Source organism: Actinomycetota bacterium (assembly GCA_018334075.1).
Classification (GTDB): Bacteria; Actinomycetota; Coriobacteriia; order Anaerosomatales; family UBA912; genus JAGXSC01.
In genome coordinates this window covers 23,359-48,466 of record JAGXSC010000009.1, presented here as the reverse complement: position 1 = coordinate 48,466, position 25,108 = coordinate 23,359, and the positions used below count along the sequence as shown (strand labels likewise).

Annotated in this window: 33 protein-coding genes; 19 read left to right on the top strand and 14 right to left on the bottom strand. The window is 59.6% G+C overall.

Annotation, left to right across the window (positions count from 1 at the left end; genetic code table 11):
* Both KGZ89_01830 and KGZ89_01825 read right to left on the bottom strand, forming a co-directional pair.
* On the bottom strand, positions 1–209 hold a 209-nt coding region (locus KGZ89_01830), incomplete at its 3' end, for a hypothetical protein (protein MBS3973595.1).
* Positions 206–556 (bottom strand): PadR family transcriptional regulator, encoded by a 351-nt coding sequence (locus KGZ89_01825; GenBank protein MBS3973594.1) that lies wholly within the window; start codon positions 554–556, stop codon positions 206–208. The genes KGZ89_01830 and KGZ89_01825, both read right to left, overlap by 4 nt.
* Positions 557–811: 255 nt before the next feature.
* On the opposite strand from KGZ89_01825, the gene KGZ89_01820 reads away from it, so the two are divergent.
* Both KGZ89_01820 and KGZ89_01815 read left to right on the top strand, forming a co-directional pair.
* Complete coding sequence (locus KGZ89_01820; protein ID MBS3973593.1) at positions 812–1,573, top strand: CPBP family intramembrane metalloprotease; 762 nt, start codon at positions 812–814, stop codon at positions 1,571–1,573.
* A gap of 219 nt (positions 1,574–1,792) precedes the next feature.
* Positions 1,793–2,128: a HigA family addiction module antidote protein gene (locus KGZ89_01815; protein MBS3973592.1), complete on the top strand. Its 336-nt coding sequence runs from the start codon at positions 1,793–1,795 to the stop codon at positions 2,126–2,128.
* Here KGZ89_01815 and KGZ89_01810 read toward each other — a convergent pair.
* From KGZ89_01810 to KGZ89_01795, 4 genes are all read right to left on the bottom strand, one after another.
* Positions 2,125–3,564, bottom strand: coding sequence for a PH domain-containing protein (locus KGZ89_01810; GenBank protein MBS3973591.1), 1,440 nt, complete (start codon positions 3,562–3,564; stop codon positions 2,125–2,127). The genes KGZ89_01815 and KGZ89_01810 overlap by 4 nt on opposite strands.
* Positions 3,548–4,087 (bottom strand): PH domain-containing protein, encoded by a 540-nt coding sequence (locus tag KGZ89_01805; protein MBS3973590.1) that lies wholly within the window; start codon positions 4,085–4,087, stop codon positions 3,548–3,550. Before KGZ89_01805 ends, KGZ89_01810 begins: the two co-directional genes overlap by 17 nt.
* Before the next feature lie 126 nt (positions 4,088–4,213).
* Complete coding sequence (locus tag KGZ89_01800) at positions 4,214–4,624, bottom strand: type II toxin-antitoxin system death-on-curing family toxin (GenBank protein ID MBS3973589.1); 411 nt, start codon at positions 4,622–4,624, stop codon at positions 4,214–4,216.
* A 6-nt stretch (positions 4,625–4,630) separates the two neighbouring features.
* Entirely contained in the window at positions 4,631–4,858 is a 228-nt protein-coding gene (locus KGZ89_01795) for an AbrB/MazE/SpoVT family DNA-binding domain-containing protein (GenBank protein MBS3973588.1), read from the bottom strand.
* A gap of 141 nt (positions 4,859–4,999) precedes the next feature.
* On the opposite strand from KGZ89_01795, the gene KGZ89_01790 reads away from it, so the two are divergent.
* The 6 genes from KGZ89_01790 (at position 5,000) to KGZ89_01765 (ending at position 10,603) form a co-directional block, all read left to right on the top strand.
* Positions 5,000–5,194 (top strand): DUF4160 domain-containing protein, encoded by a 195-nt coding sequence (locus KGZ89_01790; protein ID MBS3973587.1) that lies wholly within the window; start codon positions 5,000–5,002, stop codon positions 5,192–5,194.
* Positions 5,191–5,718 carry an XRE family transcriptional regulator gene (locus KGZ89_01785; protein ID MBS3973586.1) on the top strand — a complete coding sequence of 176 codons (528 nt, stop codon included), beginning with the start codon at positions 5,191–5,193 and terminating at the stop codon, positions 5,716–5,718. The genes KGZ89_01790 and KGZ89_01785 overlap by 4 nt, the downstream gene beginning before the upstream one ends.
* A gap of 257 nt (positions 5,719–5,975) precedes the next feature.
* Positions 5,976–8,042, top strand: coding sequence for a hypothetical protein (locus KGZ89_01780; protein MBS3973585.1), 2,067 nt, complete (start codon positions 5,976–5,978; stop codon positions 8,040–8,042).
* Positions 8,039–8,878, top strand: a complete 840-nt coding sequence (locus tag KGZ89_01775) for an ATP-binding cassette domain-containing protein (GenBank protein ID MBS3973584.1) — start codon at positions 8,039–8,041, stop codon at positions 8,876–8,878. The genes KGZ89_01780 and KGZ89_01775 overlap by 4 nt, the downstream gene beginning before the upstream one ends.
* Positions 8,875–9,519, top strand: a complete 645-nt coding sequence (locus tag KGZ89_01770) for a hypothetical protein (protein ID MBS3973583.1) — start codon at positions 8,875–8,877, stop codon at positions 9,517–9,519. The genes KGZ89_01775 and KGZ89_01770 overlap by 4 nt, the downstream gene beginning before the upstream one ends.
* Positions 9,520–9,718: 199 nt before the next feature.
* Positions 9,719–10,603 (top strand): Abi family protein, encoded by an 885-nt coding sequence (locus KGZ89_01765; protein MBS3973582.1) that lies wholly within the window; start codon positions 9,719–9,721, stop codon positions 10,601–10,603.
* 53 nt (positions 10,604–10,656) lie between these two features.
* On the opposite strand, the gene KGZ89_01760 is transcribed toward KGZ89_01765, so the two are convergent.
* Genes KGZ89_01760 through KGZ89_01745 form a run of 4 tightly spaced genes read right to left on the bottom strand, consistent with a single transcriptional unit; the run spans position 10,657 to position 11,776 of the window.
* Positions 10,657–10,977, bottom strand: coding sequence for a redoxin domain-containing protein (locus tag KGZ89_01760; GenBank protein ID MBS3973581.1), 321 nt, complete (start codon positions 10,975–10,977; stop codon positions 10,657–10,659).
* An 18-nt stretch (positions 10,978–10,995) separates the two neighbouring features.
* The gene (locus tag KGZ89_01755; protein ID MBS3973580.1) at positions 10,996–11,127 is read right to left on the bottom strand and encodes a redoxin domain-containing protein; all 132 of its coding nucleotides are present in this window, start codon (positions 11,125–11,127) and stop codon (positions 10,996–10,998) included.
* A 21-nt stretch (positions 11,128–11,148) separates the two neighbouring features.
* The gene (locus KGZ89_01750; GenBank protein ID MBS3973579.1) at positions 11,149–11,343 is read right to left on the bottom strand and encodes a hypothetical protein; all 195 of its coding nucleotides are present in this window, start codon (positions 11,341–11,343) and stop codon (positions 11,149–11,151) included.
* Positions 11,344–11,371: 28 nt separating this feature from the next.
* Positions 11,372–11,776, bottom strand: coding sequence for a helix-turn-helix transcriptional regulator (locus KGZ89_01745; protein MBS3973578.1), 405 nt, complete (start codon positions 11,774–11,776; stop codon positions 11,372–11,374).
* Positions 11,777–12,165: 389 nt separating this feature from the next.
* Between KGZ89_01745 and katG the strand changes: the two genes are divergently transcribed.
* From katG to KGZ89_01695, 10 genes are all read left to right on the top strand, one after another.
* Positions 12,166–14,361, top strand: a complete 2,196-nt coding sequence (gene katG / locus KGZ89_01740; GenBank protein ID MBS3973577.1) for a catalase/peroxidase HPI — start codon at positions 12,166–12,168, stop codon at positions 14,359–14,361.
* Between the two features lie 176 nt (positions 14,362–14,537).
* Positions 14,538–15,779: a DEAD/DEAH box helicase gene (locus KGZ89_01735; protein MBS3973576.1), complete on the top strand. Its 1,242-nt coding sequence runs from the start codon at positions 14,538–14,540 to the stop codon at positions 15,777–15,779.
* Entirely contained in the window at positions 15,751–15,894 is a 144-nt protein-coding gene (locus KGZ89_01730) for a hypothetical protein (protein ID MBS3973575.1), read from the top strand. The genes KGZ89_01735 and KGZ89_01730 overlap by 29 nt, the downstream gene beginning before the upstream one ends.
* An 82-nt stretch (positions 15,895–15,976) precedes the next feature.
* The gene (locus KGZ89_01725; protein ID MBS3973574.1) at positions 15,977–16,462 is read left to right on the top strand and encodes a carboxypeptidase regulatory-like domain-containing protein; all 486 of its coding nucleotides are present in this window, start codon (positions 15,977–15,979) and stop codon (positions 16,460–16,462) included.
* Positions 16,462–17,112 carry a cobalt transporter CbiM gene (gene cbiM / locus KGZ89_01720; protein ID MBS3973573.1) on the top strand — a complete coding sequence of 217 codons (651 nt, stop codon included), beginning with the start codon at positions 16,462–16,464 and terminating at the stop codon, positions 17,110–17,112. Before KGZ89_01725 ends, cbiM begins: the two co-directional genes overlap by 1 nt.
* Complete coding sequence (gene cbiQ / locus KGZ89_01715) at positions 17,112–17,870, top strand: cobalt ECF transporter T component CbiQ (protein ID MBS3973572.1); 759 nt, start codon at positions 17,112–17,114, stop codon at positions 17,868–17,870. The genes cbiM and cbiQ overlap by 1 nt, the downstream gene beginning before the upstream one ends.
* A 44-nt stretch (positions 17,871–17,914) precedes the next feature.
* Entirely contained in the window at positions 17,915–18,658 is a 744-nt protein-coding gene (locus tag KGZ89_01710; GenBank protein ID MBS3973571.1) for an ABC transporter ATP-binding protein, read from the top strand.
* Positions 18,659–18,850: 192 nt separating this feature from the next.
* Positions 18,851–19,894 carry a zinc-dependent alcohol dehydrogenase family protein gene (locus KGZ89_01705; protein MBS3973570.1) on the top strand — a complete coding sequence of 348 codons (1,044 nt, stop codon included), beginning with the start codon at positions 18,851–18,853 and terminating at the stop codon, positions 19,892–19,894.
* 28 nt (positions 19,895–19,922) lie between these two features.
* Positions 19,923–20,582 carry an aquaporin gene (locus tag KGZ89_01700; GenBank protein MBS3973569.1) on the top strand — a complete coding sequence of 220 codons (660 nt, stop codon included), beginning with the start codon at positions 19,923–19,925 and terminating at the stop codon, positions 20,580–20,582.
* 61 nt (positions 20,583–20,643) lie between these two features.
* Positions 20,644–21,021, top strand: coding sequence for a hypothetical protein (locus KGZ89_01695; GenBank protein ID MBS3973568.1), 378 nt, complete (start codon positions 20,644–20,646; stop codon positions 21,019–21,021).
* On the opposite strand, the gene KGZ89_01690 is transcribed toward KGZ89_01695, so the two are convergent.
* Complete coding sequence (locus tag KGZ89_01690; GenBank protein ID MBS3973567.1) at positions 20,990–22,042, bottom strand: class I SAM-dependent methyltransferase; 1,053 nt, start codon at positions 22,040–22,042, stop codon at positions 20,990–20,992. The genes KGZ89_01695 and KGZ89_01690 overlap by 32 nt on opposite strands.
* A 180-nt stretch (positions 22,043–22,222) precedes the next feature.
* Between KGZ89_01690 and KGZ89_01685 the strand changes: the two genes are divergently transcribed.
* Positions 22,223–23,152 carry a sodium:calcium antiporter gene (locus KGZ89_01685; GenBank protein MBS3973566.1) on the top strand — a complete coding sequence of 310 codons (930 nt, stop codon included), beginning with the start codon at positions 22,223–22,225 and terminating at the stop codon, positions 23,150–23,152.
* A gap of 12 nt (positions 23,153–23,164) precedes the next feature.
* On the opposite strand, the gene KGZ89_01680 is transcribed toward KGZ89_01685, so the two are convergent.
* The 3 genes from KGZ89_01680 to KGZ89_01670 form a co-directional block, all read right to left on the bottom strand.
* Complete coding sequence (locus KGZ89_01680; protein ID MBS3973565.1) at positions 23,165–23,977, bottom strand: SDR family oxidoreductase; 813 nt, start codon at positions 23,975–23,977, stop codon at positions 23,165–23,167.
* Between the two features lie 34 nt (positions 23,978–24,011).
* The gene (locus KGZ89_01675; GenBank protein MBS3973564.1) at positions 24,012–24,428 is read right to left on the bottom strand and encodes a hypothetical protein; all 417 of its coding nucleotides are present in this window, start codon (positions 24,426–24,428) and stop codon (positions 24,012–24,014) included.
* A 126-nt stretch (positions 24,429–24,554) separates the two neighbouring features.
* The gene (locus tag KGZ89_01670) at positions 24,555–24,983 is read right to left on the bottom strand and encodes an SRPBCC family protein (GenBank protein ID MBS3973563.1); all 429 of its coding nucleotides are present in this window, start codon (positions 24,981–24,983) and stop codon (positions 24,555–24,557) included.
* Positions 24,984–25,108 lie beyond the last annotated feature (125 nt).

The window sequence follows — 25,108 nt, the reverse complement described above, 5'->3', positions numbered from 1 at the left end:
CTGAACTCGTCTACGAGAGCGGACAACTCGCCCATGGACGCGATTGCCGCCCCTAAAGCCTCCTCGCGTGTTTTGCCCTCTGACACCAAGTCCTCCACCTTGGCGGAGATGTCCGCAATTAGCTCTTCTTGCTGTTCAAGAACTTGCGGTGTCTCCTTGACGCCCTGGAAGGCGCCCTTGACGTAATACCTTATTGCCTCCACGATCACCCCTCCTGCTCCGTGCCTGACACCAGGCGATCAATTAACGTACGTGCACGCTTCCAGTCCTCTAGGTTTTGCCGATAAGCTGCGCGACCCTTCTCGGTTATCGTGTAGTACTTCCGTCGTGCACCCGGACCCGTTTCGCCCCAGTACGATCGAACGAAACCCTGCGGTTCAAGGCGGCGCACGGCCGAATACAGCGTGGGTTCTTTCAGCTCGTACTCGCCATCGGAGAGCGCTGACACTCGCTTGCAGATGTCGTAGCCGTAGCGGTCTTCGGTGTTCAGCAGCCCCAAGACGACGGTATCGATGTGGCCGCGAATCAGGTCACTTGAGATTGGCGCTTCACCCATTGGGCACCTCCTTTCAGGAACATTCTCTGTCAAGCTACTATGACTGTCAAGGTAGTATGTGAGGATGGGGCAGCTTCCGTGGGCCTACTGTGCTCTGGAGTTGAACACATCGTTTAGCAACGGGGGCTGGAACACATTCGTCACTCACTAGGGTTCTAACCCTAGATTACTTGACGCGCCTGAGGCATCGGCTATTCTGGGAAAACTGAGGCGCGCAGCTTATGCCTCGGCCGTTCGACAGGACAGGGGGGCACTATGGGGTTGGGGAATGAGGCAGTTCCTGCGGAAGACATCGAGAACGCTCGCGATGGGCAATCTGGCATCGCACGAGCATACGCGTGGCCGGAGGTCGTCAAGATACTTGCGCTCTACTATGCGCCCCTAGTTCTGCTGCTTGCTATCGGGGCTGTCTGGTTTCTGCTAGATGAGGTCGGTCTCCGACAGGTCGTATTAGGCACTGCGGATGAAGCTACAGCAGGTTTGGTAATAGCTTCTGCGATCACCCTGCCGGCCACGCTGCTGGCCCTGGCGTACGTCGTTTCACGCAACCGCTTTCACGGCCTGACCTGGGAGGATCTAGGCGTGCGCAAGGCACCGCTCGGACGCAGTCTCAAGTACATATTCGGCTTCTTCATGCTGGCCGCGCTTCTGGTGGTGGGGCTCGGCGAGGCCCTGCTCGCATTGCAGGTGCCCGAGCCGGAGGCGGTGGTGCGTTCCGCTCGGAGCCCTGCCACGTGGATCTGGCTGCTCGTGGGAGGTGTCGTCGTGGGGCCTATTGGTGAGGAGTTTATCCACCGCGGGATAATATTTGGTTTCCTCCGTCATCGTCATCGATTTGTCACCGCCGCGTTGATCTCCTCGGTCATCTTCGCGCTGTTACACCTGTCGCCCGTGGTATTTTTGACAACGTTCCCGCTGGGACTGTACCTGTGCTTCATGTATCAGCGTCTCGGTAGTATCGTGCCTGGCATTGTGTTGCATATGGCTTGGAATCTAATGGTCTCGTTCGTCAAGTAGTTGTGGAGCGCGCGCTCGCGGCGCTCACTGGTAACGCTTGACGTTAGTAACGCGCACGTTACTATAAGGCCATGATCGTTTCGTTCAAAGATGCTGATACTGAGAAGCTGACTCGGGGCATCCGCGTGCGTCGGTTTGTCAACATCGAGTCGGTCGCAAGGTGCAAGCTCCGGCAACTCGAGATCGCGGGTCGTGGACTACCACTAGGACGTGATGACGATGACCAAACTCAAGCCAGTCAGCCCAGGCGAGCTCCTTTCGGAGGAGTTCTTGAAGCCCATGGGCATCTCGCAGTACCGCCTCGCGAAAGAGATCGGTGTGCCGGCGCAGCGCATCGGCGCGATCGTAGCGGGCAAGCGTTCCATCACTGCGGACACGGACCTGCGCCTCTGCAAGTTCTTCGGTCTCTCGGACGGCTACTGGCTCCGCGCGCAGGCGGCTTATGATACGGAGGTCGCCCAGGATGAACTACGCGATACGCTAAAGCACATCAAGCCGTGGTCAGGTCTCGGTCGTCAGCTGAACCACACGGTTAAAAAACTCATCTCCTCCTAAGCGGCGTCCGCCTCTGGCTGGATGACGATGTCGCTGCTAGCCGTCTGCCATGCCAAGAGCCTGCGAGCTCCGCCTGCGAAGTAGTGAAGCGAGGTGCGGCGCAAGCCCAACCAGTGGTCCCACGGACGGACTTCACTCTGAAACACATGAACCTCAGTAATCGGAAGATAGACGGAGGATCTCCACAGCAGTCCGCGACGGTAGAGTATTCCCTTCCCGTCTCCGTCTCGAATCAGTGTTGTGAAAGATGAGTTCGCGATCATTACAGACAGTAGAATCACGAATGCGAGTACGATCTCGGCGTGTTGCCACATGCCCGACCCCGCGAGCATCGCGGTCGCGAGCGAGACGGTCACAAGCACGCGCATACCCGCAAGCAGCCACGCGCCCGGGGGATTCCCGGGAGTCCGCTCGAAAGCGAGAAGTGCCCCGGCGTTAGCATCAAGCGAATCCATCCGAGCCTCTATGTCGCTGATCTTCAGGGCCGGGAACACCACATTTTTACCGAGTACCTGACCGGCGTCTCTTGTAAGCAGGGCAAGTCTTCCTCGTCCGGTCAGGAGATCGAAAGAATTCCTCCGAAGCGAGACTCCCACAACGCTGTCAAGAGGTATGGTCCTTCGGTTGCGCTGCATCAGTCCGCCCTCGAGCTGCAGGGATTCTCCGATGAGGCGAACCCGAAACCTCCAAAATCGCAGAAACGTAACGGCGTATCCATACGCAACCGAGGCCGCCACGAGTATGCTGATCAAGGCCACCCAGACCATAGTGCTGCCGGACACGCCGCGATCAATGATCCGTTCAGGATCAGGTAGCGCGGGCAGCAACGCAGCAAGCTCAAGATAGGTTCCCGCAAGAACCGGGACGAATAGTGCGAACCTGCCGTATGCAAGTGACATCACCAAGAGATCGCGCTGTGAGGCGCTGAAGATGTGTCCTTCCGTTTCCGCCGCTTTCGGCTGTGTCTCCGTGCTAAGGCTTTTGGGGTCTTCCCGCGAAACCGGTATTCCCGAGGATAGCTGAAGCGCGTCGACCAGCTCACACTTGACGACATCGAGGATGATCTTTTGGTCGGCCCCTGCGGATGCACTTACCACCACCCTGCAGCAACCGGCGATGCTGCGAACAGGATCCCTCTGGACCTCGATTGCAGCCACAGCCGACCATGGAAGAAGGGTCTCGGTCTTGATGAAGAGCCCTTGCAGATACCTGATTCCTTCCGCGTCGAACGCATAGGATCGTGTAAGCCAATGTCCAATGACGGAGTAAGCCGTCGCGAAGGAGAAGAATACAAACAGGACGGTCACCACAAGACCAATCGAGGAATCAAGTCTCGGCTGAGAGAGGAAGTATAAGAACAAGAAGGGCACATAGTTTTGCGCGGCCTCGATCCCGTTCACTATGATCATCCAGGGGCTGTTACGAGAGTGGCTCACGCCGGGTTCCGTTCATGAACTCCTCGATCATCTCGACCTGCGCAGCATCGAAGGGGCCTATATTGTGATGATCCGCAATGGTCACGATCGACACGCCCGTGAGCCCCATTCTTCGCAGCACAGGACCTCGCCGGAGCCGCATATTCAGGATGCTACTCCGGGGGATGACGGTCTTCTGGAGGAATATCACGCCCTGGTTGATGACCAGTCGCTCTCGATGGATGCGAAGTGAGTAGCGCTTGTGCCTAAGCGGGTCAAGGAACAGGGCCTCAAGTACAGGGGGGGCCAGACAGAGCAGAAAGATGATGGCCAGGTTCGAGGTGAGCAGCTCCGGAGCGAAGGGTAGCCAGGAGGCAGCAACAATCAGTGCCACCAAAATCAGGCCACCAAGGATACCTCTGATCTGCCAGACCCTCAACGCACCGTGCACGAGCGTAAGGTGGTCTGTGTGCAGCGATTCTCCCTCATACTCGGATACGGTGGAAGCAGGGCATGAACACCGGTTCTGAGCTTGTTCCCCCACTTGTTCCCCCATTCGCAGAAACGCACACTACACCCACCACATTCGCGTTAGAGAAGCCTATCGCACGTCACGGTTGCGCGCAACAAGGGAGGCACAGTGGCCGGCTTGCAGCTCATGCCAAGCGCGTTAGCGCGAGTCGCTGCTCCGCTCGGCGGTATGTAGTCTGATCCAGTCGGTGAGCGCGTCTTCCTCGATTTCCCCGGATGCGAGTGCGACGATGGTTGTGACCACGTCGGCCTCGCTCGCAGTGAACTCGAGTCCGTTGAGTCCCAGGAACACCGCCGTCACGACGAACGCCACGCGCCTGTTGCCGTCGTTATAGGGGTGGTTGCGGGCGAGCCCGTAACCGTAAGCTGCGGCAAGCGCGGCGATATCCGCGTCAGGCGCGTAGGAGAGAAGCTGCCTCGGGCGCGCGAGCGCGGATTCGAGCAGGTTCTCGTCGCGCAGGCCCGGCATTCCGCCGTGGGTGAGCAGCATGTCGGTCTGGATGGCGTCGACGACGACGCGGGTGACCCATCTCGGTTCGCTAACGGGCATCAACGCCTACTTCGCAAGCTCGCGCAGTGCGCTGCGATAGGTGCGTCCTACTTCGGCGGCTATCGAAAGCGCTTCTTCAGTCTCCGCATCGTAAGGGGTGAGCAGGATACCGCGCTCGGTCTCGATCGCGATCACCGTATCGCCGGCGGCAAGCTTGAGCCTGTCGGCCATGTCTTTGGGTAGGGTGGCGGCGATCGAGCCGCCCGCCTTGCGCAGTTTCACTCCCTGGTTCATTTCATCCTCCGTGGGCGAGGGGTCATGGCAAGTGTAGCATAGATGTGCTACTTTGAGCCTGATAATCTGGGCGTCGAGCAGAAAGTGCCGTGTGAGCATGTCGCTTGCAATTCTGCTACCGTGTAAGGTATCATTTAGCTGATGTCAAAGCTGAGGCGAGGCGGATACGTGTTTCTCGCGTGGAAGGGCGACCACTCGCCGCGTCACGTGCACGTCTACAAGGACGGAGCGTTGGTCGTGAAGTGGGATTTAGACAACTCGCGCGAGATGGTCGGCTCGGCCAGTCGGCGGATTCGCGACCTGATTGAGGAGTTGAAGAAGGAGGGTCTGCTGTGAAGATAAGGCGAGTCAAGTCGAACAATTACAAGCGAGCCTTCGAGGTCACGCTGAGCAGGGGTGTCTTCCCGATGCCGTATGCGAAGGTCGACCCCGCTCCCAGCAAGAACGATCCCGTCGTGAAAGTCTACGCTGACGAAGACTTCGGCCGCGAGGCATTTACTTACGTTTTGGAATCTGGTGCAGAGGGCTCGGTCCACGTCGATGCTGTTCTCGAGTACAACGAAGACCCTGCCTATATGCGGGATCTGCTTCTGTACAAACTGACCATCGCCGCTCAAGAGTGTATGAAGGCCAGTCCGCTGTCGCAACGAGAGATCACCAGGCGCGCGCGGACCTCTCCGGCCCAGATTCAGAGATTGCTGGACGTCAAGAATCGCAGCAAGTCTGTCGACAAACTCGTCGTCCTTCTGGGGGCAATGGATTGCGAAGTCGAGGTCACTGTCCGGCCGGCCTCGCGTGGAGGGGTGAAGCACCCGGCGCGAGCCCAGTCGGGCTCCACCGCTCGGGCTACCCACACGTAGGGATGTGGACCAGACGGATTAAGGCTGTTGCAGCGGCGATCAGCGTTTCCGCGAGGGAACGACCTGAGTTCAAGCTTGAATCGCAACTCACGGCCTTCCTGAGCCGGACGTTCAGCTTGTGCGCGATGGCGTATTTTTCTCCAAAGGTATCGCCAAATGGGTATTTAAGGAGAAATGGGGGCTCGTTCGATCGCTAGTGAACTTATTGATTGCAATGAGTATGTGAGCGGCGAGTTTGTGGGTGGGCCGGAGGTAATATGGGTGTGCTGATAGCGCAACAAGCGCGAGCCTTCGTTCGCAGGTGGCCCCTGGCTCTTATCGCGGGAGGGGCGATCGTCCTCGCGATTGCGGTTATGGGTGATGCGCTGCTTTGGACGTACCGCCAAGGCGAAATGGATCTGGGAACCTTAGGTAACTATCTACCCTTATCGATTGTGTGGCCCCTGGCGGTGCTCGTCATCTCGTTCGAGTTCGCTAGTGCCGCGCGTATTGCCGGCATGGAGGAGTCAGTAGGCGCTCACACAGGAACCGCGCACAGACACTGGCTCGCAGCGATGCTCCCGCCCGCTGTTGTCGTGGTCATCGTTTCTGGGATTTTCCTCGTGTTCAAGCTCGTGACTGTATTCACGCAGGGCATGCAGCACTTGCTCGGCTGGCATGTTGCCACATCAGTTCTGCTCAACGTGTTCGCCCCATGCGCGATCGCACTGTTGCTTGGCTTTGTGGCGGCAAGACACCTCAAGCGGTTTGCCGGGTACGCTGTTATCGCGGTATTCGCTTTCTTGGCGGGGCCGTACTCGGAGATCATCCCTATGGTCGCTCAGGCTGGGATCATGTGGGGCGGACCGGTTCTGAATCTCTATCCGGTGCGCGATTTTTTCGGGGTGCTTGCCCCGGATCCGACCTGGTATATCGATTCGCTCTACGGGTTCCCGTTGGAGCAGGAGCGATGGTGGCTTGCGGGATTCTGGCTCACCCTCATGCTAGCGATTCTTGCGCCCACTCTCACGCCACGTCATGTCCGCTGGAGCCGGTTCGCCCCTTCTTTGTTGTGGTGCTTTGCTGGTCTCCTCTTTGCGGCTTTCTTGCTTCCGAGCCAGGAGTTGCGGCGTGACCCTCGGTTCTTTGGAGGCGGCTCTACTGTCACCGAGCAGGTTCATTACCAGATCCGCTCTGACGAGCACCCGCAACGCGACGTGCCCGGCGGATTCGCGATAGACCGGTACGAGATGGATATGGCTGCGGGGCGGCAGTTGGAGGCGGTTGTCACGGTGCACATTGCCGATGACGAGACACAAGGCAAATACCGCTTCACACTCTACCACGGCTATCATCTTATTCGGGTGCGGGACTCCGCCGGGCGTCCCCTGGATTTCTCGCAGGAGGGTGACTACGTCACTGTGCGATCCGAAGCAAGGCAGGAGCGACTGACCTTCGAGTACCGCGGCAGCGGGGGCATCAACATAGCCAACAGCCAAGGCGTGTTTCTGCCCGGATACTTTCCTTACTATCCGGTGCCTGGGTTTGTGCGGGTGTGGGACGAGCAGGCTGTAGCTCCTGCGATGGACGTTACAGATGCTAGGACGGCTGAGTTCTCAGTGCGGTTTAAAACCCGGATTCCACTTTTCTCCGACCTCGAGATGCGCAAGGGACGCTTTGAGGGACGCAGTGGTGCGCCAACCTTCATCGGTGGAATGGTCGCTGAGCGGAAAGTCGGGAATCATCGTGTCATCTACCTGCCCGTTGCCATTCGGGGCCCAGAGGCGCTTACCAGCCTTACTGCCCGTGTGCGGGAGCTTGAGCTGCAGATCGGCGTTACCGAAAGCCCCATTCCTGATGACTTACAGGTCATACAAGGGTCAGGGTTCCAAGCACTTGCAGCTACATTTCTCCCCCCAAACACGCTGATGGTGGGCATGTTTGATGAGTTGATCGCCGCTGAAGTGCTGATCGCGCCCGCGCCGATGAAGTTGGACCGCGCCAACTTGAGGGCGGCCTTCCTTTACGTCATCAACGACTCGCCCGGCTTTGCACATCGCGATCCTCGGCAGGACCTTTTTGACGACCGATCCGCTGAGGCAGTGTCAATAAGTGAAGAGATTGCCCGACTTGAGGACGCCCGGCGCTCTGCGCGGACCGACCAAGAGCTTAAGCAAGAGTACGTCTTGCGGGCCAGGAGCGTGGTCTTTCAGCTCTTCAACGAAAAAATACAAGCCATAGGCGAGGATGAAGCGCTCAGAGATACGTACCAGTATTTGTTATCGGACAGCGATCTGTCCGAGTTAGAGTTTCTGACCCGATCCGGCCGCGGAGGAACGAAGTGATCCAGATCCGAGACCTCAAGAAATCGTACGGCAAGAAGCAGGCGCTTGCGGGGGTGACCTTCTCGCTTGAGCGGGGTGTGACCGGATTGCTTGGCCCCAACGGCTCGGGTAAGACGACGCTTCTGCGCTGCATGCTCGGCATCCTCAAGCCCTCTGGCGGGACAGCGCATTTCCCGCATGATTCGCGTGAGCAGCATCGCGAAGTTGGCTACCTTCCCCAAAGGTTCGGGCTGCTCAAGGAGTTGACAGTAGAGGAGGCGCTCGCGTATTTCGCCGCGCTCAAGGAGATGCCCGCCGCCGAGGTCGATGTGGCTATCGACGAGTCCTTGCGCGAAGTGAACCTCCTTGACAGCAAGTCAACGAGGGTCGGTGCGCTGTCCGGAGGCATGATCCGGCGAGTGGGCCTGGCCGCCGCGCTGCTGGGAAATCCCTCAGTGCTCATCTTCGACGAACCCACCGCGGGGCTCGACCCCGAGGAGCGGGTCAGGTTCAAACGGCTCGCCGCTGGACTCGCAGCCGCTCATTTCGTTCTGATCTCCACACACATCGTGGAGGACGTTGTCGCCTTGGCATCTCGGGTAATCGTGCTCGACGAAGGTGAGGTGCGGGCATCAGGCACGCTACAGGATATCGCCGATCTGGCCAGCGGCAAGTGTTATCTGGCGCCGCAGGATCGGATCAGCGAATACTCCGAGAGTTACTACATCGACGGCTACGCCGAGGTGGATGGCCAGCAGTTTGCGAGAGTGATCTCGCCTAGGCCGTACGAGGGTTTTACGCCCAGAGAGCCCACCGTCGAAGATGGCTACCTGTGCGTCACCAGAGGCATGGTGTGAGCGGACCCGGCGTGCGCAAGCCTCCCATCTGGTATGCGATGTCCAACATTGGCTGGTACGCTGTTGTACCGCCGGTCGCTGTCGGCCTTCTCCTCCCCGTAGGACTTCTATTTGTTGAGAGAGCTGGGATTCCGGCGCTCACCGTTTTGTATCTCGACTATGCTGTCGGGCTGTTGATCCCCATGTTGGCGGCGTGGTGGCCGCCGTTTGTGTTCAAGGAGCGCATCGGAGGAGACGGCAGAGAGGTCATCTATTTCCTCAGGCGGAAGGGGGAGGGCGCGACCGCTCTTTTCTTGGCGTTGCTGTACTGGGTGCTGCTGGTGCCTTTTGTGTTGATAGCCCTCGGTACGCTCCTCTTCACGCACGATTCGATCCCCCTTCTGCTGGCCCGCTGCCTCTTCGTCACCGCGCTCGCTTTCTTCGCGGCGTTCGCGTTCCAGTCCGGGATGATCGGATTCATGCTCGCGGTGCTAGTGAGCCTCGTGGTTATGCCGCCGGCAGAGGCTGCTATCGCCGATGCTGCGCGGGTGCTTTCGGCAACCTGGGGCACCGCTGCGCTTGTCACGGTGGTCGCCTACGCGGTGCTCTCTGTGGCACTTCTCTGGCTGGGCGAGCTGAGGAGCCGCCGTTTTGTCTGTTAGTGGCATCGGCTCTGCCGACAGCCACACTGCACCGCCGCGCGACATTCGGGATCAATCCGGAGTTCACTGCGGCGGCTGACTTGAGGCTCACGCCGTGGACTTGTGCCAATCAATCGGCGTGGGTATAATCTATTTAGCAAACCCGCCAAGCCTCTCAACGATGCTCACTCGGCGGGTCTTTCTTTTATTGGAGGTCTTCATGGAGTACACCAAGCCTGCTCTGACGTACGAGCAACAGGCAGACCAGCTGATCGCCCGTGGCATGGGGTGCGACCGCGACGAGCTGATACGTTGCCTGAAGAGCGTCAGCTACTATCGGCTCAGCGGCTACTGGTTTCCATTCAGGAACGATGACAGCTCTTTCAAAGAGGGAACCACTTTGACCAAGGTTTGGAGACGCTACGCGTTCGACCGGCGTCTACGGCTATTGGTGCTGGATGCTATTGAGCGCGTCGAAATCTGCGTTCGAACCGAGCTCGTGTATCGACTTGCCCACGCGCAGGGAGCATTTGGCTATCAAAACCCCAGCAACCTTCCAGGCTTCGCACCCGACGAGTATGAAAAGTTCGTCAGCCGACTTAAAGACGAGCACGAGAACAGCCAGGAGCAGTTCATCAAGCACTTCACGCGTTCGTACGGAGACATGCACGTCCTGCCGCCGTACTGGATGATTACCGAGCTTATGGCCTTCGGCACGCTTCTGCGCCTGTATCGAGGAAGCCCGAAGCCAATCAAACGTGAGATCGCTGCCCGATTCGGTGTCAGCGCGGTAGTCATGGAGTCGTGGCTGAAGACGCTCAACATCATTCGCAACATCTGCGCTCACCACGGACGCCTGTGGAATCGCGAGCTTGGGTTCAAGCCAATGATCCCGCGTAAGGACAAGAAGTGGCACGAGCCCGTCGTTGTGACGAACAACCGCATCTTCGGAGTCTTGACCATCCTGAAGTGCATGCTTGATGACGTGGCACCGCAGAGTGGTTGGACAGGCAGATTGCTCGAACTACTGGACGACTGCTCCGACCTGCCGCATGACCGCATGGGTTTTCCGGATGACTGGCGAGAATGTCCGATTTGGAAGTAGGCTCCTGAGCTGCGAATGCCTACCGTTCTTCGAGGGCTCCCGCCCCACGTCGCCTATCGGACGTTGATCTCGTCGGCCAGGGCAAGGATCTCCTCGTTTTCGGGGATGTCTTGCATGCTGTGGCCGTAATGCACGAACCGCGCGACCCCGTCCTTGTCGATGAGCACCTGTGCGGGCATGCGCCCTAGCTTGAAGAGGTTGACCTCCTGCCCGTAAAGCTTGAGCACGCTGTGGCTCGGGTCGGGAAGGCCGATGAAGGGAAGGGAGTTGGCCTTCCAGAACTTCGCGAACGCCGGTGCGTCCTCGGGCCCGACCACGACCACCTCCACGTCACGCTCCACGAACTTGGAGTAGTCCTGGCGCAACTGCGCCATGTGCCGACGGCAGAACGGTCAAGTAAACGTGCGGTTGAAGACCAGCAGCACGTTCTTGCGCCCGCGGAAGTCCGAGAGCCTCACAGGGCTACCTGAGAAGTCGGGCAGAGTAAAGTCGGGCGCAGGGGTGTTGAGTGAAACGCGTGACATGGGCTCCTCCAGAAAGTGCGCTTAGCGGGTGCGCCGGTGGATGGCCTTGATCAGGCCTAAGAGGAGAAATCCGCCGACTAGCGGTATCAGTAGTGCTGCTGCATGGGCGTGCGCAGCGCGGACGCAGCGCTCTCGCACAGCGGCTTGCGTGAAGACGTCATCCTCGAAGCGGGGATCATCGATTGCCCTTATGGCGTGTCCGTGGCAGCATTTCATGGCATTTCCTTTCGTGGCTGTGTGTTGGCTACTCGTCGCCGGCAAGCATCAGGTAGATGCTCTTGCGGGTGGCGGCGAGAATTTCGGCTGTTCTTGCGATGTGGTCGTCGTTACCGGTTCTTGCAACTTGAACGGTTGCGCTCATCACGCTATGGAAGGCGTCGCGCAATCGGCGCGAGCCGTCCGAGTCCTCGGCCATGCCCTCCCACGGTGCCTGGTCTGGCAGCATCGCTGCGTGCTTGCAGCCGAGTTCCGTGAGCGAGAATACACGCTTGCCGCCTGCATTCGTGCTCGACACCATCCCGTGTCTCTCAAGCGCCTGCAGTGCCGGATAGACCGAACCGGGGCTCGGATTCCATGCGCCAGCGCTGCGCTCAGAGAGCTCCTGAATGATCTGATAGCCGTGCATGTCCTGCTCGCTGAGGAGCGCCATCACGGCCGCCTGTACGTCGCCGCGCTTGGCGCGCTGGCCGGGGAGGCGGATCTCGCCGTGACCGTGGTGCCAATGATGGTGTGAGTGCATGTTGCGCGCCTTCGTTCTTCTCGAAGTAATGCGATATATCGCTATCTATCGCTATGAGAAGCAAGACGCATGCCAGCCGCGCGGTTCATGGGTATGATAGTGACATGGAAACGAAAACGACGAATGCCGAGGGGGTCGGCTGTCAAGGTTGCTATATAAGAATAATTCCTATATAACAAAATCACCTCACCAAAGGCAACTCGCCGGGGGCACAACACAAGCCACCGTGCTCGAATAAGACGTTTCCCAACAGCTCGGAGCCTGATATGGCATCCGGAAGAGCGAGAGGAGTATGTGTTATGAGCGAGGAGAGTAAGTGCCCGGTGACGGGCAGGGCGAGCAGGCAGGTGGCCGGCGGCGGGACATCGAACCGCGATTGGTGGCCGAATCAGCTCAACCTACGGATCCTTCACCAGCACTCCGATTTGAGTGACCCGATGGGTAAGGACTTCAATTACGCCGAGGAGTTCAAGAAACTCGATCTTCAGGCCGTCAAGCAGGACCTCTGCGCGCTGATGACCGACTCGCAGGAGTGGTGGCCGGCCGATTATGGACACTACGGCGGGCTGATGATCCGGATGGCGTGGCACAGCGCGGGCACCTATCGAATGGGTGACGGTCGCGGGGGCGCGGGTTCGGGCTCCCATCGCCTTGCACCGCTCAATAGCTGGCCGGACAACGCGAATCTCGACAAGGCTCGGCGCCTGCTCTGGCCTATAAAGCAGAAGTACGGCAACAGCATCTCCTGGGCCGACCTTATGGTTCTTGCGGGCAACTGCGCGTTGGAGTCGATGGGCTTCAAGACGTTCGGTTTCGCCGGCGGGCGCGAAGATGTCTGGGAGCCCGAGGAGGACATCTACTGGGGCTCTGAGGACGAGTGGCTCGGCGACGATCGTTACTCTGGTGATCGGGATCTCGAAAACCCGCTTGCCGCTGTGCAGATGGGCCTCATCTACGTGAATCCGGAAGGACCCAACGGCAACCCGGACCCTGTCGCTTCAGCTCGCGATGTCAGACAGACCTTCGCCAGAATGGCGATGAACGACGAGGAAACCGTGGCGCTCATCGCTGGCGGCCACACCTTCGGCAAGGCTCATGGTGCGGCCCCGGATTCGCATGTGGGACCTGAGCCTGAAGGCGCACCGATCGAGCAGCAGGGCCTCGGCTGGAAGAGCAGCTTTGGCAGCGGCATGGCGGGCGACGCGATCACGAGCGGCATCGAGGGCGCATGGAAGCCCAACCCCACGAAGTGGGACATGGGATATCTGAAGGTACTCCTTAAATACAACTGGGCGCTGGTAAAGAGCCCGGCTGGCGCGTACCAGTGGGTGGCCACCGATGTCGACGAGGAGGACATGGTCGTCGATGCGTTCGACCCTTCGACGAAGCACCGCCCGATGATGACTACGGCGGATCTCTCGCTTCGCTTTGACCCGATCTACGAGTCGATCGCTCGGCGCTACCTCGAGAACCCCGAGGAGTTCGCCGACGCATTCGCCCGCGCGTGGTTCAAGCTGACCCACCGCGATATGGGTCCGCGCTCGCGCTACCTCGGCCCTGAAGTGCCTGCCGAGGAGCTGATCTGGCAAGACCCGGTGCCGGCGGTCGATCATGAGCTGATCGGCGAGCAGGACATCGCCGCCCTCAAGGAGCGGATCCTCGCCTCCGGGCTCTCCGTCTCGCAGCTGGTGTCCACGGCGTGGGCCTCCGCCTCCACATTCCGCGGTTCTGACAAGCGCGGCGGGGCCAATGGCGCGCGCATACGCCTTGCGCCTCAGAAGGACTGGGAGGTCAACGAGCCTGCGCAGCTTGCGACTGTGCTGAGCGCCCTCGAGGCGATTCAGCGGGAGTTCAACAGCGCTCAAGCGAGTGGCAAGCGTGTCTCGCTTTCCGACCTGATCGTGCTCGGCGGATGCGCTGGAGTCGAGCAGGCTGCGAAAAACGCCGGCCACGAGGTGACTGTTCCCTTCACGCCGGGACGCACAGATGCGTCGCCGGAGCAGACCGACGCGGCGTCATTCGCTGTGCTGCAACCGGCCGCGGATGGGTTCCGCAACTACCAGCGGGCCAAGTACGCCGTCTCGGCGGAAGAGCTGCTGCTCGATCGTGCGCAGCTACTGACACTCACCGCTCCCGAGATGACCGTGCTCATCGGCGGTATGCGCGTTTTGAACGCGAACTTCAAGCGATCTCAGCACGGCGTGTTTACCGACCGCCCGGAGACGCTCACCAACGATTTCTTCGTGAACCTGCTCGACATGGGCACGGTGTGGGAGAAGAGCCCGGAAGACGAGGACGTGTTCGTGAGCCGGGATCGCGTGACGGGCGAGCCGAGATGGACCGGAACTCGCGTCGACCTGATCTTCGGCGCGAACTCGCAGCTGCGGGCTATCGCGGAGGTCTACGGATGCGAGGACTCCGCCGAGAAGTTCGTACATGATTTCGTTGCGGTGTGGGATAGAGTGATGAAGCTGGACCGCTTTGACGTAGCTTAAACCGTGGTTGCAGCCGAGGTGATTAGGTTTCTCGCCTCGGCTGTGCTACACTACGGCGGACTTAATTTAAGACTCGGTTGTCCTGTGCTGCGAAGAGCGCTGTACGTGTGAAGGATCGACTGCGTCTGCAAACGCAGTGCGACCTGAATACGGCGCACAGTACAGGAGAAAAAAATATGTCTTTCAAAACGCTCGGCCTTGAGCCGCGCCTGCTTACCGGCGTGTCCCAGATGGGGTACGCAGACCCCACGCCTATCCAGCGCGAGGCCATCCCACACATCTTGCAAGGCACCGACGTTGTCGGCGTCGCGCAAACCGGCACCGGCAAGACCGCCGCGTTCGTGCTGCCGATGCTTCAGCGCACGCCCACCCGCCGTGGTGTCCGCGCACTTATCATCACACCTACCCGCGAGCTTGCGCTCCAAATCTCCCAGGTCGTTCACGGCATCTCGCGCCAAACAGGCCATCGCTCTGCCGTCGTTTACGGCGGGGTCGGTCTGCAGCAGCAGATCGACAAGCTACGCCGAGGTGTCGATGTCGTGATCGCGTGCCCGGGTCGCCTTCTCGATCTGCACTCTCGTCGCGCGGTGGATCTCTCCAAGGTTGAGATGCTCGTGCTCGACGAGGCCGACCGCATGCTCGATATGGGCTTCTGGCCTGATGTGCGCCGTATCCTCGGCCTGCTGCCTGAGAAGCGTCAAAACCTGCTTTTCTCGGCTACGATGTCACGGGAGGTGCTCAAGATCGTCGAGTCGACGCTCCACGAGCCCGTACGCATCGAGGTTTCGCCGCCCAGCACGCCTGTCGATCGCATCGAGCAAAGCCTCTATCCGGTGTGCAGCACCCAGAAAACCGACCTGCTCGTGAGTTTGCTCAAGCGCAACGATCACACACGCGCACTCATCTTCACGCGCACCAAGCATCGCGCCGAGCGCCTCAGCAAGCAGCTCGAGAACAAGGGCGTTGCGAGCGCGGCCATTCACGGCGGTCGCACTCAGGGGCAGCGGCAGCGGGCGCTAGAGGCGTTTCGTGCAGGCCGTTCGCCGGTGCTTGTGGCGACCGATGTGGTCTCCCGCGGCATCGATGTCGACGAGGTCACGCACGTCATCAACTACGACATGCCTAATACTCCCGAGGACTACGTACACCGTATCGGGCGGACGGCTCGAGCTGGCGCGAGTGGTACGGCAATCAGCTTTCTTTCCTCCGAGGAGCTTTCGATGTTGTCCGCGATTGAGCGGACGCTAGGCTCCACGCTCGCATGTGAGGACCTCGAGGGCTTCGTCTACTCTCCGCGCCAAGTGCCGGCCGCCGACCGCGGCATTAAGGGCGCCGCCATGGTGTGGCAGGGATCCCGTCAGCGCACGCGTGCCGGTCGCCGAGGCGGCAGTGGACGCGTCGCCGGGCGGATGCGGTGAGCTTATTCGCTTCGGGCCGAGGCCCGGATGCGAATTAGAGGCTAACGAGCTTCGCGAGCGCTCCGGCGATCTCGCCTCCTACGATGTTCTGGACAGAACTCCCTCCTCGGAGTAATGTGGCATGATTCCAGGATTCGTGATACGGAGGTAGGTCAGTGAGTGAGCGCACGCGAGTCCAGATGCTTATTGCGACCTTGCTGCTTCTGGTGGTGGCGAGCCCGACACAGTTAGCTCTTGCTCACGGTGTCGACCTGAGTATCACGCCGCAGGAAGGTGTCGAGGTGAAGGCTGCTCTCGATGGGGGCGAGCCAATGGTTGGGGCCCAGGTCTCGGTGTTCGCTCCCGGCGAACCGGATGAGCCGTGGCTTCTCGGCACCACGGATGCGGAAGGGCGCTTCTTTTTCGTCCCGGATGCCACTCTTCCTGGAACGTGGGAAGCGCGGATCCGCCAGGCTGGCCACGGTGGCACCGTTCGCATCGAGGTTGAGCCGGATTCCGCCGCGCCTGCGACAGAAGCGGCAGGTCCGGCACCGCCCGCAGAGGCGCGTCTCGATCTCGAGCCAACGGGCGCCGCGCAGCCGACAGCTGGTGGCCTTACCGCCCTGCAGAGGGCCCTCATGATCGCCTGCGTCATCTGGGGCGCACTTGGAACGGCACTCTACTTCAAGAGAAGGACCGCCTGATGCACATTCCCGATGGGGTACTTCCTCTCCCGGTCGCTGCAGGCGGATTTGCACTCGCCGCGGGCGTGACATGGATTTCACTACGCCGAATCGAGCGTGCCTGGCCCGACCCCCGAAAAGGCGTGCCCAAAGCGTCGCTTCTGACGGCGGTTTTCTTCATGGCGTCGCTCGTACACCTGCCTGTGCCACCGGTGAGCGTGCACCTCGTTCTCTCGGGCTTGATGGGGGTTGTGCTCGGGTGGTACGCCTTTCCTGCGATTCTGGTTGGACTTTTCCTGCAGTCGGTAATGTTCCAGCACGGAGGCCTCGCGATGCTTGGCGTCAACGCTTGTCTCATCGGAATACCCGCACTGCTCGCGCACCGCATCTTCAGCTTGCGAACCATGTTTGGCGCTTCCTGGCGGGTGCCGGCAAGCGCAGGACTAGGTTTCCTCGCTGCGCTTAGCGCGGTCGGACTTGGGGCCGCCGCTGCCGCGCTGCTCATCGTCACGACAGCGCCGGCGTATCTTGACGCCGCAGTCGAGCAGGCTGCGGTCGGAGCGCTTCTGCTCGCGTACATTCCTCTCGGCCTGGTCGAGGGCGTATTCGCCGCGATGGTGGTGCTGTTCCTGCTTCGGGTGCAGCCTGGGTTGCTCGAAGAGAGGTTCTGATGATCGCCCGAGCAACGCCCGCCACGCCCGCTTCCGCCTCGCTTGTCAGGTGGGAGGCTCGCCTGAAACTCATCGGCTTGCTCTGCCTTATTTTCGCTTTCGCGGGGGTGCGAGACCTTAGGATACTGCCGGTGATGCTCGTTACCGCCTTTGTGGTTTACCGCCTCTCGTCGCTTCCACTCGCGTACCTTATCTCTCGCATCAAGGTTCCCGGCGTTTTCCTCATCGTGCTCGCGGTGGTGCTGCCTCTCTTTTCTGGCGAGACCGTTATCGCACAACTCGGACCGATGGCGCTTCGGCTCGAAGGGACGATGGCATTCATGTCGATAGCCGCTCGGTTCGTGAGCATCATCACCGTGGCGACCGTGCTTTTTGCGACGACACCGATGCCCACGCTCGTAAGAGCGATGAGCTCTCTGGGGCTGCCTTCGCTCCTCGGCGATATGCTGCTCTTTACTTATCGCTACATCTTCCAGCTCGCCGAGGATTTCCGCCGGGCGCGCACCGCGGCGCGACTGCGCGGCGCAGACCTCGGCTCAATCAGGTCTATCAAGACGATCGCCTACATCATCGGATCGCTTTTGGTGCGCAGCAACTGGCAGGCCGAGCGGGTTCTTGCCGCGATGACGCTTCGGGGGTATGGTGAGTCCCGAGCGCGAGCTCCGCGTCACTCCCCTCAGGTCCGCGACTTCATTGGGCTGGTCGCGTGCGTGGCTGTAGCAGGCGTCCTGTTGATCTCCCCGGCCCTGCTGCTGTGAGCGATCGTGCAGGTAAGACGCCGAGCGGGAAGAGAGACCATCTGATGAAAGCCGTCCACGCCATCGATCTTGGCTTCGGGTATCCCGGGCGTACACCGGCGATCGATCGCGTGACCGTTGGGCTCAATTCTGGCGAGAGGGTCGGCATCATCGGTCCCAATGGGGCGGGGAAGACAACGCTGTTTATGCTAGTTTGCGGAGTCGTCGCGCCGACGTCGGGGAGCGTCGAGGTTTTTGGGCGGCCGGTGGAGCCAGGAGCGTTCAGGCCCGAGGTCGGGATGGTGTTTCACCACACCAACGACCAGCTGATCTGCCCTACGGTGCGCGAAGACATCGCTTTCGGGCCGCAGAACATGGGCCTTGCCGAGGACGAGGTCGACGAGCGAGTCAGCGCTACTGCTGCGGCTACGGGAATCGCGCACCTGCTCGACAGGGTGCCGCACGAGCTCTCAAGCGGCGAGCAGCGCCTCGTCGCCCTCACCGGCGTTCTTGCGATGATGCCGCGGTTGCTGATCCTCGACGAGCCGACCTCCGATCTCGACTTGCGCTACCGCAGGCGGCTCATACGGATGCTCTCGGAGATGGAGGGCCACACCTTCATGATCGCCTCGCACGACCTTGAGTTCGTCCTCGAGACTTGCGATCGCGTGCTACTGCTCGATGCGGGGCGGGTTCAGGCCGATGGTGTGCCGGCCGAGGTGATGTCGGACACGGAGCTGATGGAGGCGCATGGACTCGAGGTGCCTCATTCGCTGATGGCGCAGTGGCACAGGCACGGGGCACCATAGCGACGGCCACCGCGGCCACTTTTGGCCCCCAGACAGACTTTGTGCTTGTTGTTACAATCTAAATCTGCTATCCTCAAGAGTGCACCAAGCGCTATGCGGCGCAATGGGTCGTGCCGGACAACATGACCCGCCGTGAGCTGTCGGTTCAAGGCCGACGGAAACGGATTGATTTCGGTAAGGAGGTGCTGGAGCATGAAGGCTCTCGTCTACTACGGGCCGGGCGACAAGCGCTGGGAGGAAAGACCCAAGCCTGAACTCGCGGACCCTACCGATGCACTTGTGCGCATCACCAAGACCACCATTTGCGGCACGGATTTGCACATTCTCAAGGGCGATGTCCCTTCTGTCGCCGAGGGAAGAATTCTCGGGCATGAGGGAGTAGGCGTCATCGAGGAATTGGGAAGCGCTGTCTCCAACTTCAAGGTCGGCGATCGCGTTCTCATCTCGTGCATAAGCTCGTGCGGCAAGTGTGGCAACTGCAAGGTGGGTCTTTACGCGCACTGCGAGAACGGCGGCGGCTGGATATTGGGCCACCTCATCGACGGGACGCAAGCCGAATACGCGCGAATCCCGTTCGCCGACAACAGCCTCTACCCGATTCCTGAGGGATCGGACGAAGACGCGCTCGTAATGCTCTCGGATATCCTTCCCACCGGGTATGAGATCGGAGTGCTGAACGGGCAGGTATCACCGGGCGATGTTGTCGCAATCGTCGGGGCAGGACCTGTTGGGCTTTCGGCGTTGCTGACGGCTCAATTCTACTCGCCTGCCGAGATAATCGTGATCGATGTGGACCGCAACCGTCTCGAGGTGGCAAAGAAGTTCGGCGCCACGAAGACGATCGACAACGCGTCTGGTGACGCAACGGCCCAGGTGATGGCTATCACCGGCGGTAAGGGTGTCGATGTCGCGATTGAGGCCATCGGCATTCCAGCTACCTTCGACATCTGCCAGGACATCGTCAAGGCAGGCGGGAATATCGCCAATATCGGCGTGCACGGCAAGCCGGTCACACTCAAAATCGATGAGCTGTGGATCAAGAACATCACGCTGACTACGGGTTTGGTCAGCACAAATACCACCCCGCAGTTGCTCAAGACGGTGGAATCGGGCAAACTCGAGGCCGGGCAACTCGTGACGCATCACTTCCGGCTCGATGAGATGCTTGAAGCCTACGAGGTTTTCGGTAATGCGGCAAAAGAGAAGGCTCTCAAGGTCATTTTGAGCGCCGAGTGACGCTCGCAAGCACAAGCTAAGGTGGTTCATGAAGAAGTACATCGCCGAGATGATCGGGACCTTCGGCCTTGTTTTCGCAGGAACAGGGGCTATCGTTGTAAACGACGTGAGCGGTGGCGTGGTCTCCCATCTCGGCGTAGCTCTTACCTTCGGGCTTGTGGTCATGGCAATGATTTACACTTTTGGCGAGGTTTCCGGCGCGCATCTCAATCCCGCGGTAACGATCGGTTTTTACCTGGCGCAGCGCCTGCCGTTGCGCGAAGTTTTCCCTTATGTCCTGAGCCAGTGCGCGGGAGGCCTTCTCGCAAGCTTTATGCTACGCCTTCTGTTTGAAGGACACCTTACGCTAGGTGCCACAATTCCGGCGGGATCCGTCGCGCAGTCCTTCGTGCTCGAGATCATCCTCACGTTCTTCCTCATGCTTGTTATCCTCAGCGTTTCTACTGGCGCGAAGGAAAAAGGCGTCATGGCCGGCGCCGCGATCGGAGCCATGGTCTGCCTCGCAGCCCTTTTTGCTGGCCCTGTCAGCGGCGCGTCCATGAATCCCGTTCGGTCGCTCGCGCCGGCGTTGGTAGCGGGGCATACCGAGCATCTTTGGATCTATATATTGGCCCCGATCATCGGAGCAGGTTTGGCGGTTGCGGGCTGTCGCTATTTACAGAGCCCAGGCTGCTGTTCGTCGCGGTAAACCGAAACTGAAACATGCGGTATGCTAGGCTCATGCAGATGCCGAGACAGAGGAGCCCCCAATGCCGCAGTATGGAGTCCTTGTATTCTCACCGGCGCCGGCCGATCCCATGTCGCTTACCCCCGAATACCTGGAGCTGATTGACGGCTATCCAGCTCTAGCCAAAAAGCTTGGCGGCAAGGTTCTTGGGGGCTCCTACTTTTCGGGGGATCGGGGATTTGCATTTGAGCCGAGCACCACAGCAAAAGCGATTCGCGGCGAAGTGGTGAGCGATGGGCCGTACATCGAGTCGGAGCTGGTGGCAGCCGCGTTTTTCGTGCTGTCTGCACCTGACCTGGATACCGCGGTTCGAATCGCCAAGCTACATCCCGCTGCTCGTGATGGGGGTGCCGAGGTGCGGCCGCTCTTTACTTCGCCAACCCCCGAGTCGCCTCGATGAGCACCGCCATCGGCATCCTGAGAAGGTGGCGCATCCGAATTCGACCAAATCCAGCCTCGGCGATCCAGGAACGCATCCGCTCCTCCGGATATACGCCTGTACCGCTCGTGAGGTAGAACATCATCTCGTTGAGGCCCGCGGTAAGCGAGAGGTTGCCCGCGCTCGACTGGTACTCGCTGTCGAGCACGATTACCTTGCCTCCAGGCCGCAGCGCGGCGAACGCCCCGTGAAGGGCGGCGCGCGATTCGCTCTCGGTAAGGTTGTGTAGCAGATTGAAAAGAAGCACGGCATCAAAGCCGGTACCCCAATCACAATCGCGAACGTCTCCCTCGCGAAAATGTACGCGATCGGTCAGTCCCGCGGCCTCGATAATCTGTCTTCCGACCGCGCAAGCCTCGGGTAGATCCAGCACTTCCGCCGATAGGCCGGGGCGTCTTCGCACGAATTCGGCAGCGTAAAGCCCATGCCCTCCGCCAACGTCGAGCACGCGGCGTGCGTTTCTCGGCAGTTTGCTCTTGCTGACGATTTCAGGCGCGACGAGCGGAGCGAACGCCGCCAATGCTCGAAGGTAGCGCTGCCAGAACTCGGCAGGTCGGCCCTCGTAATGGAGATTAGTCACGGCGCCGGATCGAACCATCGAGGTCAGGTCGCTCATTACGTCCCACAGGTCGCCGTAGAACAGAAGGGAGTCCCTTAGATGCACGAGCGCTCCGTCCACAAGCCATCGATGGACGACGCGCCCGTTCGAGTATCGCCCATTCCGGCAGGACAGATAGCGTGCTCCGTTGAGCGCTTTCAGCAGGATCTCGGTACCGTGCCGGTCGGTGCCCAGCCGGTCCGAAAGCTCGGCTGCGCTAAGGGGCCCATCGCCAAGGGCTTCGAATAGCTCGAGCTCAACCGCGGTGATGAGGCTTCGACTGATTGTCATTCCCCAGTAGCCGTCGAGCAGCGGCGTCGGTACCAGGCCGAGGCGCAATAGCAGCCATTCCAGCGGAGTTTCGGCACGTACGACAGGTCGCATTTGGCTCCTTCGGTGTGCAGCGGTGATGACCGTGACGATGGCCTTGGGCGCCGTCGTATAAAGGATACTAGAACGGCGGCATGTTTTTTCCAGGAAACTTTATTTTTTGGTAGCCTGTATGTTTGTTACACTATCCGCTAAATATTTTTAGCGCTTGGGGCTAAGGGAAGCAGAAAAGCGATGAACGACTATTTGCTGTTGCTTTTGGGAGTTTTGTTTGCCGGTATTGGTGGCGAGCTGTTTATTCGCGGCGCTGTTGGCATCGCTGAGTGGGCCAGGGTTTCTCCCGGCATTATAGGGGCCACAGTAGCGGCGTTTGCTACTTCGAGTCCTGAATTTTTCGTCGGAATAACCTCGGCTCGGGCCGAAAAGCCCGAAATTGTGCTCGGGGACGCCCTTGGCAGCAATGTCGTCAATGTCGCTCTCATCCTTGCACTTGCACTTGTGATCTCTGGGATCCAGGCCTCTCGGCAAAGCATCAGGCGGGACTTTACCATGGCACTGCTGGCTCCTGTGGCTACAGGCCTTCTTTTCATCGATGGCGAGTTGTCGAGGATCGACGGCGTGATAATGCTTCTGATCTTTTTTATGTGGCTTTTCAAGGTAATCATAGAGGTCAGGAAGGAACGCAGTGCTGCCGGAGAGGTGCTCGGGGAGCACCGAAGCGGGCTGGCGATCCTATCTGGCATCGTCGGCCTCGGTTTTCTTATCGCTGCTGGGAACTTTATTGTCACAAGTGCGGAAGGTATCGCCACGAACCTGGGAGTAGACAAGTTCATAGTTTCTGCCACTGTTGTGGCCCTTGGCACGGGTACGCCTGAATTGGCGACGGTGATCATATCGAAGCTACGCGGACACGACGAGGTCGGTCTTGGGACCATTCTTGGCAGTAACATATTCAACGGCCTATGGGTCATCGGTATCGCCGCTATAATTTACCCAATAACTATCGGATTCGCCTCGGCGGCGCTGATTCTGGCCTTTGGGTTGGCTGTGGTGGCCCTCAGCTATCCGGGACGCGGCGGTTTCATAGGCCGTGGAAGAGGAGTCTTACTGATGGCCGTGTACATAGCCTATCTGGTCGCCATTATCCAGATAAGCCCGGCCTGATCGGCCTGCATTCTACCCCGGAAGCAGACTTCTCATCTGCTTGTATATGATGGCTGCTGCTCGTTCCGGCATGAGCCGGCAGAGCCAGTCCATCATCTTCGAATCTTGCCCGACCAAGACGCGATAGGCGTCCCGCTCCATCGCGTCGATAATGATCCGGGCCGCCTCTGACGCTTCTGTCGTTTTAATTTTTGGCGCTTTCTGGTTTGAGCCTGCTGATGCTGAAAAGTCGACGCCTGAGTTGCTTGATATGTTAGTTGCGGTCGCTCCGGGAAACGCGATAGTTACCCGCACGCTGGTTTCCCTAAGCTCAGAGTGCAGCCCTTCGGTCAGCAACTTAACGGCCGCTTTCGAGGCACCATACACTGTCTGCCCTGGAACTGGCAGAAACCCGCCCATGCTCGAAATGTTTACTATGTGTGCAGACGGGCGGTCCATCAGGTAGGGCAAGAACGTCTTCGTCATATACAGCAGGCCCCAAAAGTTGACGTTCATGACGCGCTCTATCGCCTCATACTCAAGCTCGTTGAGCTTCACGAAAGGCTGGATGATCCCGGCGCAGTTGATTAGCCCGTCCACTTTGCCGTGAGCCTCAATCACCGCCGAGGGCAGCGATTCGACCGCATCGCGGCTGGTGATATCGATTAGATGGGTCGAGAGTTTATCTTTGCGCTCAGCAGCGAGGCTGGCTGTCTCCTGCAGTCCTGCCTCGCTGATATCGACCGCGGCTACACTTGCTCCACGGCCAAGAAGGTCAAACGCCAACTCGCGACCGATGCCGTTTCCGCCACCGGTCACAACAACTGCTTTACCGGCCACCTTCATGCTTACCCCTCCTAAGCTGAATTCTGGCAGTGTCCTAAAGCTTTTCCACAGTCTCGACTACGATTTCGGGTCCGGCCATCCTGATGGAAACACCCTCGAAGCGCTTACCAATCACGCTGACCCTTTGTCCTTCGAGCTGGCTGAGCTCAGAGTCAAGTTCGTCGCCGTTTGCGATGACTGCGATGGTCGATCCGCTCTCGCCACCTGCGGCCGAATTATCGACCAGTGCCCAAAAACCGCCTTCCAGGTCGACCCATTCGAGCGTCCCGATCGCTTTTACTGTTCCGCCTTCCATTTCAAAGAGACCCGGAGCAAGTTCGCTGCCGGCGTTGATCGAGCCCCCGTCGGGTTGCGGTGGGGTGGTCGGGGTGGATGTCCCGGCTGCGGAACAAGCCACCAGTATCAAAGCGAACATGAGTGCGAAAGCGAGTGCCATGATCTGTGCGGGCATTTAAGCCCTCCCTTCGTTTCAGTGCGTCCATATATTGGACGCCTCAGAAGCAGCTAGAGTTTTCCTCAAAAGCTGCTTCGGTATCAGCGGGCAGTATTATAACGGAAGAAGGAAAGTCCGATAGCCTCACTGCTCTGCCTCCAGCTGCCTTTTCAGTCGCAAAAGACTTTGGCGAGCATGTTCTTCGACTTTCTCTAGGATACGGCCCTCGCCTAGCTCCGCTATACCGTCAAGCTCAACGGCGGCTGTTACGCTCAGGCGGGTGCCCCCCGCATCCGGTCTCAGAGAGAAGCTGCCTTTGCCGCGGTGGGGGTCGCGCGCGCGAAGCGCCACTCGTTCGGGAGCGGTCATTTCGGTGATCTCGAGCTCAATTTCGAATTCTCGGCCATACAGCGACACACGCTGGAATATGGTTGATCCGGGCTGCAAAGCTCCTGGCGAGGTCTTTGTGAAAAGGACTTCCGGCCGCCATGAGTTATGAGAGGCGAAATCGGCCACTCTGGCAAACACACTCGCGGGATCGCGCTTTATATGAATCGATACTCTGGCTCGCACTTTCTTCATCCAAAAGTTGGGGCAGATTCCGACAACAGCACGCGTAAGACTCGGGCAAGTTTTTGTTACAGAGCGCAGGGTGATTCCGTCTCAGCAAGGACTCTACTCCATGCGCGGGGAGTGGG